The following is a 15,790-nucleotide window of genomic DNA, read 5'->3' on the forward strand; positions in this document are numbered from 1 at the left end:
AAAAGTTACTGCCGGATCAACAAAATAAGATTTATTGATCCGGCGGCGGATCAGGCGGCCTGATGGCTCTGACCCGCTAACTCTTCCAGCAGGGCGTGGTTCTCAATGGTGATATATTTGCCTTTTACCGCCAGCATGCCGGACTTCTGGAAACGACCCAGCAGACGGCTGATCGTTTCAACCGTCAGGCCCAGATAATTACCGATGTCGCCACGCGTCATGGTGAGGCGGAATTCACGCTGTGAGAAGCCGCGCTGGCCGAAGCGGCGGGAGAGGTTCCAGATAAAGGCCGCCAAGCGCTCCTCTGCGTTTTTCTTGGAGAGCAGCAGGATCATATCCTGGTCGCCTTTGATTTCACCGCTCATCAGACGCATCATCTGCTGACGCAGGGCAGGCATTTTGCCTGACAGGTCATCCAGGGTTTCAAAAGGAATTTCACAGACCATCGCGGTTTCCAGCGCCTGCGCAAAGCTGGGATGGCTGGCACCCATGATGGCATCAAAGCCGACTAAATCACCCGCCAGATGGAAGCCGGTAATCTGCTCATCACCCTGCTCAGTAATGGTGTAGCTTTTGATCGTGCCGGAACGGATGGCGTACAGCGACTTCAGTTCGTCACCCGCTTTGAAAAGCGTTTGCCCTTTCTGAATCGGTTTTTTACGCTCAATGATGTTGTCGAGCTGATCCAGCTCATGTTCATTTAGCGTGAAGGGGATGCAGAGCTGACTGATGCTGCAATCCTGGCAGTGAATGGCACAACCGCCCGACTGAATACGACGAATGCTGCGTTTTTCAGGGATCATAATGGTTCGCTCGACGATTATTGACTGGGGTCAATTTTAACATTTTTTGAGCTGAAGGGAACTCATCCGAGCAGTTTTACACTTACAAAAACCAGGGATGATTCACACATCGCTAAACGCAGATGTGACGGGCTTCTCAGAACGGCACCATGCAAAAGTGTCACGAAAAGTTTCCGTTTTTTTGATCGGTTACCCGAAAAGCTGCGGCCAGTCATAATCAGAAAAGTGGGCTGGCCCGGTGTTTACACCTTTTGCTACGCTATCGGGTAAGACCTGTTTTTGTACGCTATCAATTTTAATCAGGTGTGAGAAAACCATGAACCTTGATGATAACGATCTGTTTCGGGATGCCATGGGTGATGTCACGCCGCTGAAAGACACCACCACAACCCTGTGGCTTAAATCCCCCTCAACCAAAGCGCCACGCAAAGCACCCGATGAGTCGGTGCTGGAGAACTTTCTCACCCGGGGCGATCTGGAGATTATTCCGCTCAATACGCCGCTGGAGTATAAAGCCGACGGCATTCAGCAGGGCATCGTCGATAAGCTGCGCAGAGGGGAGTATAAGCTGGATGCCAGTCTCAACCTGCTGCGGCAACCGGTCGAAACCTGCCGTCAGGCGCTGTTTAACTTTATGATGCAGGCGCACAAACTGGGTTTACGCAACCTGCTGATCATCCACGGCAAGGGCCGCGATGATGAATCGCACGCCAATATCGTGCGCAGCTATCTGGCGCGGTGGCTGCAGCAGTTCGATGACGTTCAGACTTTCTGTGTGGCGCAGACCCGGCACGGTGGCGCCGGGGCGCTCTATGTCGGGCTGCGGAAAACGGACAAGGCGCGACTGGAAAACCGCGAGCGGCATGCCAAACGCAGCCGCTAGCTGTGAAATTTACGGATGGTCGACATTAACACTTCGGCACTCAGGCTCAGTTCCGCGCCGGTGCGGGTGATGATACCGACCGGTTCACCCGGTCCGGAGGAGTGAATCGGCAGGGCACAGACGGCATTGTGGCTGAGGTCCTCTTTGATGGCCCCGGACGGCACAAACCAGATGTAGTCGTAGCGCAGCGCCAGCTGACGCGCCAGTGAGGTGGAGGAGGTTTCAATACAGTGGGGCGGCAGCGTGCAGCCCTGTTCATCAAGCATCTGCTGCGCGATGCGGCGCGGGGCGGTGCCTTCCGGTGAGATCACCACCGGCCACTGCATCGCCCGGGATAAGGTGACATTGTCACCTAAGAGGGGGTGTTCCGGCCTCACCACCAGCTTCAGAGACTCCAGAAACAGCAATTCGTAGGTGAGACCGGTCATCATGTCGCTGTCAGCCATACGGCCGATACCGATATCAAACTCGCCGCCGCGCAGGCCAGCCAGCAGGACGTTGTTATGCAGCGTCGCCACCTGAATGGTGGTATTGGGTTGCAGCTGATGAAAACGATCCAGAATGCGTGGCAGCATGCCCATCGCCGCCGTGGTGAGCGCCCCCAGCCTGATAATGGCCGGGGCGTCACCCGGCTGCTCATTGAAACTTTGTCCGGCATGGTTCAGTGCATCCAGAACCCGAACCGCATGGGTCAGAAACTGCTCTCCCATGGTGGTCAGCTGCGCGCCCAGCCGCCCGCGTTCAAAGAGGCGGGCACCCGTCAGCTCCTCCAGCTCGTTCAGGGTTTTCGAGAGGGCGGGCTGACTCAGGCTGAGGGTCTCTGCCGCCCGTCCAAGCGTGCCTTGCTGCGCAACCGCAACAAAGGTGTGAAGGTGGCGCAAGCGAATGCGCTGATTGAAAAGGATATTTTTGTCCATAGCGTAAACTTAATGAGAATGGCCGACATTAAGCAATACTTTAAAATGAAATCTGTTAACTTTGCTGCAAATTTTATTTAACAAAGAGGGTAAATCTGGCCTTTCTTTAGTTAACTGACTGATCTGACTGACTTATGCCATCCCTCCCGCCGTCACCGCCCATCACCCGCCAGTGTAATATCAGGCACTTACCGCGCTGAAACTGAAGAATTCTCATCACCCGATAAAAATCTGACCGCTTAAGGTTAACGATGGGCTATCATAAGCGCCGTTTTTTTTACTTAAACTGATGTCCGATCCCGTTACTCCCGAGGAGTGTCCATTGACCAGCGTCGAGGCGGTAGATGTCCGCCAGCTTATCAACCAGCAGGGGCTCAGCCACTGGCAAAAGCGGCTTATTGCACTCTGTTTTATCGTGGTGGCACTCGATGGCATGGACATTGCGATTATGGGATTTATCGCGCCAACGCTGAAAGCAGCCTGGGGCGTAAGCAATCATCAGCTGGGGGGCGTCATCAGCGCCGCGCTGATCGGCCTGGCACTGGGTGCGATGGTGGCAGGGCCGCTTGCTGACCGTTATGGCCGGCGCATGATGATTATCTTCAGCGTCTTCTTTTTTGGTCTCTGGACGCTGGCAACCGCCTTTTCTCAGAACATCGAACAGATGATGCTGTTTCGCTTTCTGACCGGGCTGGGACTGGGGGCCGCGATGCCCAACGTTGGCACGCTGGTCGCGGAGTATGCGCCCGAACGTCGTCGCGCCTTCATTATCACCGTGGTCTTCTGCGGTTTCACCTTCGGCGCGGCCAGCGGCGGTTTTGCCGCCTCCTGGCTGTTGCCCCGCTATGACTGGCATTCGGTCCTGCTGCTGGGCGGTATCCTGCCGCTGCTGGTGCTCCCTTTTCTGATCCGTGGTCTGCCGGAGTCGGTGCGATTTCTGATCGGTCGTGGCGCGCCGGCTGCACGCATTCACGCCATCCTGGAGCGGATGCTGCCGGGCAAAACCGCACCCGACTGCGCCTTTCACGCACCTGAAGCCAGCGTGCCGGTGCGTGGCGCAATCGGTACCGTGCTTTCGCGCCGCTATCTGTTTGGCAGCGTGATGCTGTGGGGCGGCTATTTTATGGGCCTGTTCATGGTCTACCTGATTGGCAGCTGGCTGCCCTCACTGGTCAACACCCTGGGCATGTCGGTCACCGAAGCGGCGATCATTACTGCGATGTATCAGGCGGGTGGGACCCTCGGATCGCTCTTTGCGGGCTGGATGATGGATCGTTTCAACGCCAATCTGGCGCTGGCGGCGATCTACGGCTGTGGCGGCCTGTTTATTGTCGCCCTGGGCTTCTCACCGGCCGAAGTCGGTATGATGAGCGCTATCGCCTTTTGCAGTGGCTTTTGCTTTAACGGGGCCAACACCGGGATGAATGCGTTATCTGCCAGCTACTATCCCACCCATGCCCGCGCCACCGGCTCCAGCTGGATGCATGCTGTGGGTCGCGTCGGGGCGATCCTGAGTGCTTTCGTGGGAGCAGAGATGATGTCTCTGGGCTGGTCGTTCAGCGTGATCTTTCTGCTGCTGGCGATACCGGCGGTGATCACCACCCTGATGCTGCTGCTGAAAAACCGTTACGGCTTTAAGCCGATCACAGATTCGTGATTTTTTCCGCTGAGACCGGCGCGTTGCATTACATTAGCTGCAACGCTCACGGTGTCAGGTGGATAAGATGGAAAACTTTCTCAGTGCGGATCGCATCCGTACCCGTTTCTCTCAGGCGATGTCAGCGATGTATCAGCAGGAGGTGCCGCAGTACGGCACGCTGATGCAGCTGGTCGCCACCGTCAACGAACGCACGCTGGACGCAGACTGTGCGCTGAAAGATCGCCTTACGGCCGCAGATGAGATTGACCGGCTCAATATTGAGCGTCACGGTGCCATTCGGGTCGGGACGGCGGATGAACTCGCCACGCTGCGCCAGCTGTTTGCGGTCATGGGCATGTCCCCGGTGGGCTATTACGATCTCTCTCAGGCAGGCGTGCCGGTTCACTCCACCGCGTTCCGACCGGTCGATGACGCGGCGCTGCGTCGCAATCCCTTCCGGGTTTTCACCTCACTGTTGCGTCCTGAACTGATCGACGATCCCGCGCTGCGCGAGAAGGCGACAACGATTCTGGCCGCGCGTGACATTTTTACTCCCCGCTGCCGGGCGCTGCTGCGGGTGCATCAGGAGCAGGGCGGCTTCACCGCCGACCAGGCGGAGGCCTTTGTTACCGAAGCGCTGGAAACGTTTCGCTGGCACGCTCACAGCCCTGTCGACAGTCAGACCTATCAGGCGCTTAATCAGCAGCATCGCCTGATCGCCGATGTGGTCTGCTTTCCCGGCTGCCACATCAACCATCTTACGCCGCGCACGCTGGATATCGACCGTGTCCAGCAGCTGATGCCGTCGCGCGGCATCGATCCGAAAACGCTGATCGAGGGGCCGCCACGTCGTCAGGTGCCGATCCTGCTGCGTCAGACCAGCTTCAGGGCGCTTGAAGAAGCGATCATCTTTCAGGATGGACATCCGGGCACCCACACTGCGCGCTTCGGGGAAATTGAGCAGCGAGGCGTTGCGCTGACGCCGAAAGGCCGGGCGCTCTACGACCGGCTGCTGAGTGAGGCGGGCAGCGGTCAGGATAACGAGCAGCATCAGCAGCACCTGGCCGCGATTTTCCGTGACTTCCCCGACGATGAGACGACGCTGCGTCAGCAGGGGCTGGCCTGGTTCCATTATCGCCTGAGTGAAAAGGGCATGATGACACCGCCCGCTCAGGGTGAATCCCTGGAAACGCTGATTGCCCAGGGCCGGGTGGTGGCCGATCCCATCGTCTATGAGGATTTTCTGCCGGTCAGTGCGGCGGGGATCTTTCAGTCTAACCTGGGGGACCAGGCGCAGGTGCGTTCTGCGGGACAGGCGAGCCGACAGGCCTTTGAGGCGGCGCTGGGCTGTGAGGTGCTGGATGAGATGGCGCTTTACGAAGCGCGCCAGCATCGCTCGCTGGCGCAGTGTGGGTTACGCCCGGCATAGATCCAGCGCAGATTCACGTTGTCTGCTGACCCGTGCCGGTAAAGCGCAAATCCTCGCTTTACCGGCCTGCACAGGTTTAGCGCTGTGATTACCCCGATTGATTAATGCCATCAGGGGGTCCGGCGCGCCCGCTGGCGGGGAAAACCGTCAGTCCCCCCTCAGCGCTGTGCGGTCACCTCACTCTCCCGCCATTTTAAAGATAAACAGAATTAATCGGAAACCGCCCCTGACTCCCGCAACTGGCTGCTGAGCATGATGAGGGCTGCCGGGCGTTGTTCAGCATATTCTGCAAATCCCGCCTGAACCTGGACAATGCAGACGGGCCTGCAAATAATGGAGGAACGAGTAAACAGGGAATCAGGAATGAAAAACGAAACAGGTCTGAGGATCATGACTGCCGAAGGGGAGTTACGTGGAAGCATGGACGATGACCTTTTCGTATTCAAAGGCATACCTTATGCAGCACCGCCCGTGGGCGCGTTACGCTGGCGGCCACCCCAGCCGGTCACACCCTGGCAGCAGGTGCGTGACGCGACACAGTTTGGTGCCTCCGGCTGGCAGAATCGGGCCTGGTGTGAGGCTGTCGGCGGAGGCAATCCCGGCGAGTTCAGTGAAGACTGCCTCTATCTTAACGTCTGGACACCCGATGTGGAGCCCGCCCGACCGCTACCGGTGATGGTCTGGCTGCACGGCGGTGGCTTTACCATTGGCGCAGGCGGACTGGCCCCCTATAACGGCAAACCCCTGGCGTCACGTGGCGCAGTGGTGGTGACCCTGAACTACCGGCTGGGCCATCTCGGCTTCTTCTCTCATCCCGCGCTGGATGCGGAATACCCTGTTGCCGGCACGGTGAACAATTTTGGTCTGCTCGACCAGATCGCCGCCCTGCAGTGGGTTCAGCGCAATATTCCCGCTTTTGGCGGCGATCGTCGCAATGTGACCCTGTTCGGTGAATCGGCCGGCGCGCGCAGCGTGCTGTCACTCTGCTGTTCGCCGCTGGCAGAAGGGTTGTTTCACAAGGGCATTGTCCAGAGCGCCTACAGCCTGCCTGATACCCCGCTGAAAAAGGCGCGTCAGCAGGGTGTGGCGGTGGCACGACACTTTGGCCTGCCGTCTGATGTCACCGCAGAGCAGTTGCGCGCGCTGCCTGCCGATGCCTTCTGGTCGCTGGAGGGGACGCTGGCGATCCCGCCGGTGCCGATTGCCGGGGACGCCGTTCTGCCCGAGCCGATGCTGAAAACCTTCCTGGCGGCTAAACAGCACCGTCTGCCGCTGATGGCGGGCAGCAACAGTGATGAGGCCAGCGTGCTGGACTATTTTGGTGTGGATGCCACTGCCGTGCTGCATCAGTTGCGTGACAAAAACCGGCTGGCCTACCGGACACTTAAATGGATGTATGACATCCATGACGACCGACTGCTGGGACGAGCCGTGGCGCGCGATATGGCCTTCAGCCTGATGCCGTGGCTGGTGATGCGGGCGCAGTATCGTGTCGGCATGCCGGGCTGGCGCTACTGGTTTGATTATGTCTCTGAGCACGCCCGCGACCTCTATCCCCATGGTGCCTGGCACGGTAATGAAGTGCCGTATGTGCTGGATACGCTGAGTCAGATGCCCGATCCCGACGAAGCCCGGCCGTTCAGTGAGGCGGACAGGGCGTTTGCGGCGCAGGTCAGCGACTACTGGTTCAGGTTTGCCCGCGACGCCACGGAATATACGCATCAGCTGGACGGTGAGGTAGTCTGGCCCGCGTGGCACCCCGGCAATGACGTGACAATGTCACTTGGTGACGACCGCCAGCACGCCCTGAAGCTGAAGCGAAACTTTATGCGTGCCCGCCTGCGCCTCTTCCGGTTACTGATGACGCGCATGGTCAGGCTTTAGTGGGGATTTAATGATTAGCTCGCTAACCATTAAATAAAGCGAATGGAAAAAATCTGCTTTTTTAATCCTAACTGATTGATGTAGCGTTTTTTTAACCGAAATCTGACATCCGGACGCTGTAAAATATTAGGTAACAAAACAGTTACATCTTCACAATTCCATGCCGATAAACCTCCTATGCCCGACACTCGCGGGTCAACGTGTATAGGATTTTGGTATGGGAATGCTTAAAAATTTTACCATCAGAGCAGTGATGCTCTCCATTCTGGGACTGTTCTGCTTACTCTGGAGCGGCGTCGGGCTCTATAGCATCCACTCGCTTGGCGCGCTGAGCGAAGGCAATGATGTTGACCGTCATCTGGTTGAACAGATGACGGTTCTGAGCAAAGGGAACGATCAATATTTCCGCGTCGTGACGCGCCTGTCGCGCGTTATGGAAGGTAAAGCTGCCGGTAAAACATTAACGGATGAAGCCTATGCCCCGGTGCAGCAGGCGCTGGACAGCATGACGCAGCAACTGGCGCGCTTTAAGCAGCTGGCACCGGGCCCGATGAACCCGGAGGTGGTGGATAGCGTGATTCAGAGCTGGCAGAAACTGCTGGACGAAGGCGTGACCCCGCAGCTGCAGCTGGCCCGTCAGGCGTCGCCGGATGCCTATCGCCAGCAGGCGAACAACGTGACCCCGCCGCTGAGCCGCGCATTTGGCGTGAGTGCCGACAAATTTAACCAGGGTGCGGCTGAAAAACTCGATACCACCCGCGTGGAGGTCGATCATCTCACCTCCATTACCAAGACGATTATCACCATTGCAGTGATCATCGGCCTGCTGATTCTGCTGTTTACCGATCGCTATCTGGTGGCGATGCTGGTGCGTCCGCTGGAGAGCATCCGCACGCACTTCGCGGTCATTGCCACGGGCGATCTGAGCCAGCCGGTGACCGATTTTGGCCGCAACTGCGTCGGTAAACTGGTGCCGCTGTTGGGTGCGATGCAGGACAGCCTGCGCGAAGCGGTCAGTGCGATTCGCAACGGCACGGAAAATATCTCCCGTGGCGCGGCGGAGATCTCTGCCGGAAACAACGATCTCTCTTCCCGTACCGAAGAGCAGGCCTCCGCGCTGGAACAGACTGCGGCCAGCATGGAGGAACTGACGGCGACCGTGAAATTCAACGCCGACAATGCGCGCCAGGCCAGCCTGCTGGCCGAGACCGCGACCACGACAGCGCAGCGTGGTGGTCAGCTGGTGAGTGAAGTGATCAGCACCATGGATGGCATCTCCGGCAGCTCGAAGAAAATTGCTGAGATCACCAACGTGATTAACGGTATCGCCTTCCAGACCAACATTCTGGCCCTCAACGCCGCGGTTGAAGCGGCGCGTGCCGGGGAACAGGGGCGCGGATTTGCGGTGGTGGCTTCAGAGGTGCGGAGTCTGGCTCAGCGCAGTGCTAACGCCGCCAAAGAGATCGCCACGCTGATCGAAGAGTCGGTTCAGCGGGTGGATAAAGGCGCCGAACTGGTCAGCACCACGGGTGGCACCATGAACAACATCCTGAAATCGGTGCAGGATGTGGATGCCATCATGAAACAGATCGCCTCTGCCTCGGAAGAGCAAAGCAAGGGCATCTCTCAGGTTGGCACGGCAGTGACCGAAATGGACAGCGTGACCCAGCAGAACGCCTCACTGGTCGAAGAGGTCTCTGCGGCGGCCAGTGCGCTCGCCCTGCAGACGGAAGCGCTCCAGGCGTCGGTGTCGAAGTTCCGCCTTTCCGGCACCAGCCAGCCTGCGCCGGTCATCAGCCACAAGCCCACCGCGCCGAAAGCGCCAGCGCTGAGCGTGGCTCAGGCTAAACCTGTGGATAATGGCGACTGGGTCACCTTCTGATCCCGGCACAGCCACGCCACCAGTTCCGCCAGGAAGGGTGGCGCATCCTGCGGCGCCCGCTGCAGTAAACTGTAAACGGCGCCGGTTTTCACCTCGCCAGCGAACGGCTTAATCAGCCTGCCGCTGGCGATGTCACTCTCCACCAGATTGCTGTCGGCAATCGCCACCCCAAATCCCTGAATCGCCGCGCTGATCGCTAAGTCCATGGTGGAAAAATGCTGATTGCGCTGCATCTTCAGCGTCACCTGCTGCGCCTCCAGCCAGCACTGCCAGTCACGTTTGTCCTCTGTGGGATGCAGAAACGTCATCGTCTCCAGCGCCGCCGGGTCGTCTGGTGCGGGCTGAACCGCCGCCATGACCGGCGTCAGTGACTCGCTGAACAGGGTGATCCCGTCGGGCTGTGGCTTGCCATAAACAATCGCCGCATCAAAGTTTCCCAGCCGGGCTGCGTGATCCAGCGTGGTGGTCAGCGCCACATGCAGTTCCGGCCGCTGCTGCTCCAGCGCGATCAGCCGGGGAACCAGCCAGCGCATCGCGCAGCTCGGCGCTTTCAGCCGAATGCTGACCTGCGTGCGCCGCACCTTCTCGCTGGCCTGCACCATCATCTCAAATCCCTGACGCAGTTCCGGCAGCAGCGCGCTGCCCTGGGCGGTCAGCCGCAGCCCGCGGGCATGACGGTCGAACAGCGTTACCCCCAGCCACTGCTCCAGCGCGGCAATTTTGCGGCTCACGGCCCCTTGGGTCAGACAGAGTTCACCGGCCGCGTGGGTCAGGTTGAGATGACGAGCGGTCACCAGAAAAGCGTGGATGGCATTAAGCGGCAGCGATGAGCGCGACACAATAAACCTCAGCTATGCATTTTTGTCATGGCTATTATGACGACATTTCGCTTGCCGACTCAAGCCGCAGCCCGTTGAATAGTTTTTTACCGGATCAGACCGGCTATGTTTCTGATGGAGAGAGTATGTCCCTGAAAACGCCTGTTGCTGTTCACTCAAAACTGCCGGATGTCGGCACCACTATTTTTAGCGTGATTGGCCAGCTGTCAGCGCAGCATCAGGCGATTAACCTGTCGCAGGGCGCACCGGGTTTTCCCTGTGACCCGGCGCTGGTCGCCTCCGTCAGCCGCGCGATGGAGGAGGGGCACAATCAGTATGCTCCCATGATGGGGCTGCCCGCCCTGCGTGAAGCGCTCGCCACGAAAGTCGAGGCGCTTTATGGCGCGAAATACGATCCCGCCAGCGAAGTGCTGATCACCGGCAGCGCCAGTCAGGGGATCTATATGGCGATCACCGCGCTGGTGCATCAGGGGGATGAGGTGATCTTCTTTGAGCCAGCCTTCGACAGCTATGCGCCAGTCGTCCGGTTGCAGGGCGGAAAGCCGGTCGGGCTGAAGCTGGCGGTGCCTTCCTTTGCGATCGACTGGGAGGCATTACGGGCTGCGATTACGCCGCGCACCCGCATGATCATCATCAATACGCCACACAACCCCAGCGCGCAGGTGCTGACGCCTGAGGATCTGAACCAGCTGGCAGCCTTAATCCGCAACACAGACATCGTGGTGCTCTCGGATGAGGTTTACGAGCACATTCTGTTTGATGGCCGCCCGCACTGCGGGATGGCGACGCATCCGGAGCTGGCTGCGCGCAGCGTTATCGTCTCCTCGTTTGGCAAAACCTTTCACGTTACCGGCTGGCGGGTGGGCTACTGTCTGGCCCCGGCGGCGCTGATGAGCGAACTGGTTAAAGTGCATCAGTTCATGATGTACGCCGCCGATACGCCGATGCAGGTGGGCTTCGCACACTATCTGCAGACACCGGATCATTATCTGTCGCTCAGCGCATTCTATCAGCAGAAACGCGACCGGCTGATTGCGCTGATGCAGGATTCGCCCTTCAGGCTGCTGCCGAGCGCCGGTTCGTTCTTTATGCTCGCCAGCTACGGACATTTCAGTGACGAACCCGACAGTGAAATGGTAAAACGTCTTATCGTCGATCACGGCGTGGCGACCATTCCGCTGTCGGCGTTTTATATGGATGGCACAGACAACAAACTGATTCGTCTCTCTTTTGCAAAGGACGAGGCGACGCTGGAAGCTGGCGCAGCAGCGCTGAGTGCGTTTTCCTGCTGAATCACGTGATAGCGTGAAGCCGGGGAAACGGGTAAATAATACTTTTCGGGGCTAATAATGAAGAAACTTAACGCGCTTTTCCTCGCTCTGGGCATGATGACATCGCTACAGGCACTGGCACAGGATTTACGTTACGGCGTGGAGTCACAATATCCCCCGTTTGAAAGTCGCAACGCGAAGGGCGAACTCGAAGGCTTTGATATTGAGCTGGGTAATGCAATCTGTCAGGCGGGCAAATTTACCTGCCACTGGGTTGAGAGCAGCTTTGATGCGCTAATCCCGGCGCTGCAGGCCAAAAAGTTCGACGCGATTAACTCGGCGATGAACATTACTGAAGCGCGCGCCAGAAGCATCGCCTTTACCCAGCCCATCTACCGTATTCCGACAATGTTAGTGGCGAAGACCGGCGAGAATCTGGCCCCGACCGCTGACGGCCTGAAGGGCAAAAATATCGGGGTTCTGCAGGGGTCCATTCAGGAAACTTACGCGAAGAAGCACTGGGAGCCGCAGGGCGTGACGGTGACCTCTTATCAGGATCAGAACCAGGTTTACAACGACATGGTCGCGGGGCGTCTTGACGGCACGCTGGTGATGTCTGCTGCCGGTCAGTCCGGCTTCCTCGATAAGCCACAGGGCAAAGGTTTCGGCTTTGTCGGCAAACCGGTCGAGGATGACGCGATTCTCGGCTCCGGCATCGGCTACGGACTGCGTAAGGATGACACCCAGCTGAAACAGTCGCTGGATGCGGCAATTGCCAAAGTGCAGAGCGATGGCACCATTAAAAAGCTGGCGGAAAAGTATTTCCCTGGCATTGATGTCAGCGCGAAACCCTGACCTTAATCGGGCGCGAAATGCGCCCGACTTTCCGCTTTACTCTGCCGCCAGATGGCAGAGTTTCTCCGCGACCTGATAAGACTTCACAAACGAGGAGATGGGCAGAAACTCAAAGCGCGAATGGAAATTATGCGCGCCGGTAAAGAAGTTCGGCGTCAGCAAGCCTTTGGCCGAGAGGGCCGCGCCGTCCGTTCCTCCGCGCATCGGGATCACTTTGGGTTCAATCTCCAGCGCGGCAAAGGCCGTGAAGATCAGATCGATCGCCCGCCGATCCTCACCCAGCGCATTGCTGATGTTGCTGTAAATATCACTGATGGTGATGCTGACCTCACCGGTCGGATAACGCGCCGCAATATCCCTGGCTGCCGCTTCTAACTGCTCTTTGCGTGCCGCAAAGCGGGTCAGGTCAAAATCGCGGATGGAGGCTTTCAGGGCCGCCCGACTGGCGTTGGCCTGAATCTCGTTAAACCAGATATAGCCCTCACGTCCTTCGGTATGCTCCGGGGTCTGCTGGCGGTCAAACAGGCTGATATAGTCGTGCGCCATCAGCAGGGGATTTACCAGCACCCCTTTGCCCGACATCGGATGCGCCGGCACGCCGGTAAACACGATTTCTGCGGCGGCGCCATTGAAGTTCTCATAGACCACTTCGCCCAGTTCACAGCAGTCGATGGTCCAGGCAAAGTCCACGTTAAAGCGCGTTTCCAGATCCAGCGCTTTCGCCCCGCGCAGACCGATCTCCTCATCCGGCACAAAGGCCACCACGATATCGCCATGGTCGCCGCTGAGGTTTGCCATCAGCGTCATCACCACAGCCACGGCGGCTTTGTTGTCTGCGCCCAGCACGCTGGTGCCGTCGCTGAAAATCACCGGCTCACCGATGTAGGGCGCGATCTCCGGATGTTCATCGCGGCGCAGCCAGATATCCTGCTGTGCGTTGAGACAGAGATCCTCGCCCTGCCAGGTGAGGATCTGCGGATGGATATCGGGCGACAGACCGACATCAACGGTGTCGATATGGGTAATAAAGCCGATGCGTGGCGCGTCAGGGCGGTTGCCGCGCTTCACGGCGGTCACGGTGGCATGTTCATCCACCACCACCTGATCCAGTCCCAGCGCACGCAACTCCTCCGCCAGCAGGGCAGCCATGGCGTGCTGGCTCGGTGTGCTGGGCAGGGTGGTGGATTTGGCATCGCTCTGGCTGCTGACGGCGAGGTAACGGAAAAAACGTTCGGTGAGCTGCGACTCAGGTTTGTCTGTCATCACTATTCCTTATTAGTCAGCTACAGGCAGGGTTCGCTATGGTGCCGAATCGTGCTATCAATGAAGCATCTGAATGATTCATTTAGATATTGTGCCCACCAGAAGTCAATACAAAGCGAGGATGATAATGAAAACAAAGATAGCCACCTTAGCGCTGATGACGGCAGGCGTCGCGCTGGCTGGCAGCGTGAACGCCAGAACCCTGGTTTACTGCTCTGAAGGTTCGCCAGAAAACTTCAATCCTCAGCTCTACACCTCCGGGACCAGTGTGGATGCCAGCGCCGTGCCGGTGTTCAACCGGCTGGTGGATTTTACTCCCGGCACCACCGAGCTGGTGCCCAGTCTGGCTGAACGCTGGGAGATCAGCCCTGACGGCAAGGTTTATACCTTCCATCTGCGGCACAACGTAAAGTTTCAGAGTAATAAGGCGTTTAAACCCAGCCGCGACTTTAACGCCGATGATGTGATTTTCTCGTTTATGCGCCAGATGGACCCGAAAAACCCCTACCACAACGTCTCTGGCGGCACCTACTCGAACTTTGAAAGTCTGGAACTCTCTACCCTGATCAAAAGCATCGACCGGGTGGACGATCACACCGTCCGCTTTACGCTCTCACATCCTGAAGCGCCGTTTCTGGCCGATCTCGCCTGGTATTTCGCCTCTATCCACTCAGCCGAATATGCTGATGCCATGCTGAAGGCGGGAACGCCGGAGAAGGTGGATATGAATCCGATTGGTACCGGCCCGTTTGAGCTGGTGCAGTATCAGAAGGATTCTCGCATTCTCTACAAGGCGTTTCCGGACTACTGGCAGGGCAAGGCGAAGATTGATCGGCTGGTGTTCAGCATTACGCCGGATGCTTCCGTGCGGTATGCCAAACTGGAGAAGAACGAGTGTCAGGTGATGCCGTTCCCTAATCCCGCCGATCTGGAGAAGATGCGCGCTAACCCCGACATCACCCTGGAACAGAAGGCGGGACTGAACACCGGTTTCCTGGCGTTTAACACCACTAAAGCTCCCACCGACAATGTCAAAGTGCGCCAGGCGCTGGCGATGGCCATTAACAAACCGGCCATCATTGAGGCGATTTTCAAAGGCACCGGCACGGTCGCAAAAAATATCCTGCCGCCGGGCGTCTGGAGCGCCGACAAAGATCTGAAAGATTACGACTACGATCCAGAGCAGGCCAAAGTCCTGTTGCAGCAGGCGGGGGTCAAACCGGGCACGGAGATCGCGCTCTGGGCGATGCCGGTGCAGCGCCCCTATAACCCTAACGCGCGCCGCATGGCGGAGATGATTCAGGCGGACTGGGCCAAAGTCGGCATCAAAGCCAGCATCGTCAGCTACGAGTGGGGCGAATACCTGAAACGGGTACGCAGCGGCGAGCATCAGGCGGCACTCATGGGCTGGACCACTGCGACCGGCGATCCGGATAACTTCTTTGGCCCGCTTTACAGCTGCACGTCGGCACAGGGCGGGTCTAACTCGTCGAAATGGTGCTATCAGCCATTTGAAAAGTTAATTACCGAAGCGCGTGCCGAACCGGATCAGGGCAAACGCACCGCACTCTATCTGCAGGCGCAGCAGATGATGCATGATCAGATGCCCGCGGTGATGATTGCGCACTCGACGATCTTCGAGCCGGTGCGCAAATCGGTCAGCGGCTATCAGGTCGATCCCTTTGGCAAACACATCTTCTATCCGGTCGACATCAGTCAGTGAGTCGCGAACAGAAAGATTAAGCGGGCCGCCTGTGCGGCCCGTTTTGTTAATGGCCCTGCAGGTAGGCGACATGGGTCTGCAGATAGGCCTCCAGACCATGTTTACCATCGGCACCGCCAATGCCCGATTTGCGCCATCCGGCATGAAAGCCCTGCATGGCCTCAAAATTTTCACGGTTAACATAGGTTTCGCCAAACTTCAGCTTACGCAGGGCGTAGAGCGTGGTGTTGAGATCCTGCGTATAGAGGGAAGAGGTCAGCCCATACTGGCAGTCGTTTGCCAGGGCTATCGCCTCATCCAGCGTTTTAAAGCTCATCACCGGCAGCACAGGCCCGAATATCTCCTCCTGCATAATCGGCATCTCCTGTCGAACCCCGGTCAGCAGCGTGGGCTGGAAGAAAA

The 15,790-nt window shown here is 58.1% G+C and carries 13 protein-coding genes; 8 read left to right on the forward strand and 5 right to left on the reverse strand.

The window, feature by feature from the left end:
• Nucleotides 1–50: 50 nt before the first annotated feature.
• Entirely contained in the window at nucleotides 51–803 is a 753-nt protein-coding gene (locus CKF42_RS04410) for an FNR family transcription factor (RefSeq protein ID WP_009090088.1), read from the reverse strand.
• 316 nt (nucleotides 804–1,119) lie between these two features.
• On the opposite strand from CKF42_RS04410, the gene smrA reads away from it, so the two are divergent.
• Nucleotides 1,120–1,686 carry a DNA endonuclease SmrA gene (gene smrA, locus CKF42_RS04415; RefSeq protein WP_009090089.1) on the forward strand — a complete coding sequence of 189 codons (567 nt, stop codon included), beginning with the start codon at nucleotides 1,120–1,122 and terminating at the stop codon, nucleotides 1,684–1,686.
• On the opposite strand, the gene CKF42_RS04420 is transcribed toward smrA, so the two are convergent.
• Nucleotides 1,683–2,603 (reverse strand): LysR substrate-binding domain-containing protein, encoded by a 921-nt coding sequence (locus CKF42_RS04420; protein ID WP_111207615.1) that lies wholly within the window; start codon nucleotides 2,601–2,603, stop codon nucleotides 1,683–1,685. The genes smrA and CKF42_RS04420 overlap by 4 nt on opposite strands.
• Nucleotides 2,604–2,925: 322 nt before the next feature.
• Between CKF42_RS04420 and CKF42_RS04425 the strand changes: the two genes are divergently transcribed.
• The 4 genes from CKF42_RS04425 to CKF42_RS04440 all read left to right on the forward strand — a co-directional run bounded on the left by CKF42_RS04425 (nucleotide 2,926) and on the right by CKF42_RS04440 (nucleotide 9,437).
• Nucleotides 2,926–4,260: an aromatic acid/H+ symport family MFS transporter gene (locus CKF42_RS04425; RefSeq protein ID WP_046101878.1), complete on the forward strand. Its 1,335-nt coding sequence runs from the start codon at nucleotides 2,926–2,928 to the stop codon at nucleotides 4,258–4,260.
• Nucleotides 4,261–4,327: 67 nt separating this feature from the next.
• Nucleotides 4,328–5,671 carry a VOC family protein gene (locus tag CKF42_RS04430; protein WP_058958406.1) on the forward strand — a complete coding sequence of 448 codons (1,344 nt, stop codon included), beginning with the start codon at nucleotides 4,328–4,330 and terminating at the stop codon, nucleotides 5,669–5,671.
• A gap of 363 nt (nucleotides 5,672–6,034) precedes the next feature.
• Nucleotides 6,035–7,555, forward strand: coding sequence for a carboxylesterase/lipase family protein (locus tag CKF42_RS04435; protein ID WP_111207616.1), 1,521 nt, complete (start codon nucleotides 6,035–6,037; stop codon nucleotides 7,553–7,555).
• Nucleotides 7,556–7,772: 217 nt separating this feature from the next.
• Nucleotides 7,773–9,437, forward strand: coding sequence for a methyl-accepting chemotaxis protein (locus tag CKF42_RS04440; protein ID WP_009090099.1), 1,665 nt, complete (start codon nucleotides 7,773–7,775; stop codon nucleotides 9,435–9,437).
• Here the strand turns inward: CKF42_RS04440 and CKF42_RS04445 are convergent.
• On the reverse strand, nucleotides 9,395–10,276 hold the full coding sequence (locus tag CKF42_RS04445) for a LysR substrate-binding domain-containing protein (protein WP_111207617.1): 882 nt from the start codon (nucleotides 10,274–10,276) through the stop codon (nucleotides 9,395–9,397). The two genes, CKF42_RS04440 and CKF42_RS04445, sit on opposite strands and share 43 nt — an antisense overlap.
• A 125-nt stretch (nucleotides 10,277–10,401) precedes the next feature.
• On the opposite strand from CKF42_RS04445, the gene CKF42_RS04450 reads away from it, so the two are divergent.
• Both CKF42_RS04450 and CKF42_RS04455 read left to right on the forward strand, forming a co-directional pair.
• Entirely contained in the window at nucleotides 10,402–11,568 is a 1,167-nt protein-coding gene (locus CKF42_RS04450; protein WP_111207618.1) for a methionine aminotransferase, read from the forward strand.
• Nucleotides 11,569–11,625: 57 nt separating this feature from the next.
• On the forward strand, nucleotides 11,626–12,402 hold the full coding sequence (locus CKF42_RS04455; RefSeq protein WP_046101873.1) for an ABC transporter substrate-binding protein: 777 nt from the start codon (nucleotides 11,626–11,628) through the stop codon (nucleotides 12,400–12,402).
• Between the two features lie 36 nt (nucleotides 12,403–12,438).
• On the opposite strand, the gene pepT is transcribed toward CKF42_RS04455, so the two are convergent.
• Nucleotides 12,439–13,665: a peptidase T gene (gene pepT, locus CKF42_RS04460; protein WP_111207619.1), complete on the reverse strand. Its 1,227-nt coding sequence runs from the start codon at nucleotides 13,663–13,665 to the stop codon at nucleotides 12,439–12,441.
• Between the two features lie 127 nt (nucleotides 13,666–13,792).
• Here pepT and CKF42_RS04465 point away from each other — a divergent pair, with 127 nt between their 5' ends.
• Complete coding sequence (locus CKF42_RS04465) at nucleotides 13,793–15,388, forward strand: ABC transporter substrate-binding protein (protein ID WP_111207620.1); 1,596 nt, start codon at nucleotides 13,793–13,795, stop codon at nucleotides 15,386–15,388.
• Between the two features lie 46 nt (nucleotides 15,389–15,434).
• On the opposite strand, the gene CKF42_RS04470 is transcribed toward CKF42_RS04465, so the two are convergent.
• Nucleotides 15,435–15,790, reverse strand: a 356-nt coding sequence (locus tag CKF42_RS04470; RefSeq protein ID WP_146239915.1) for an aldehyde dehydrogenase family protein, incomplete at its 5' end; no start/stop codon positions are given.

The organism is Pantoea sp. ARC270, assembly GCF_003236725.1.
GTDB classification, from domain to species: domain Bacteria; phylum Pseudomonadota; class Gammaproteobacteria; order Enterobacterales; family Enterobacteriaceae; genus Pantoea; species Pantoea anthophila.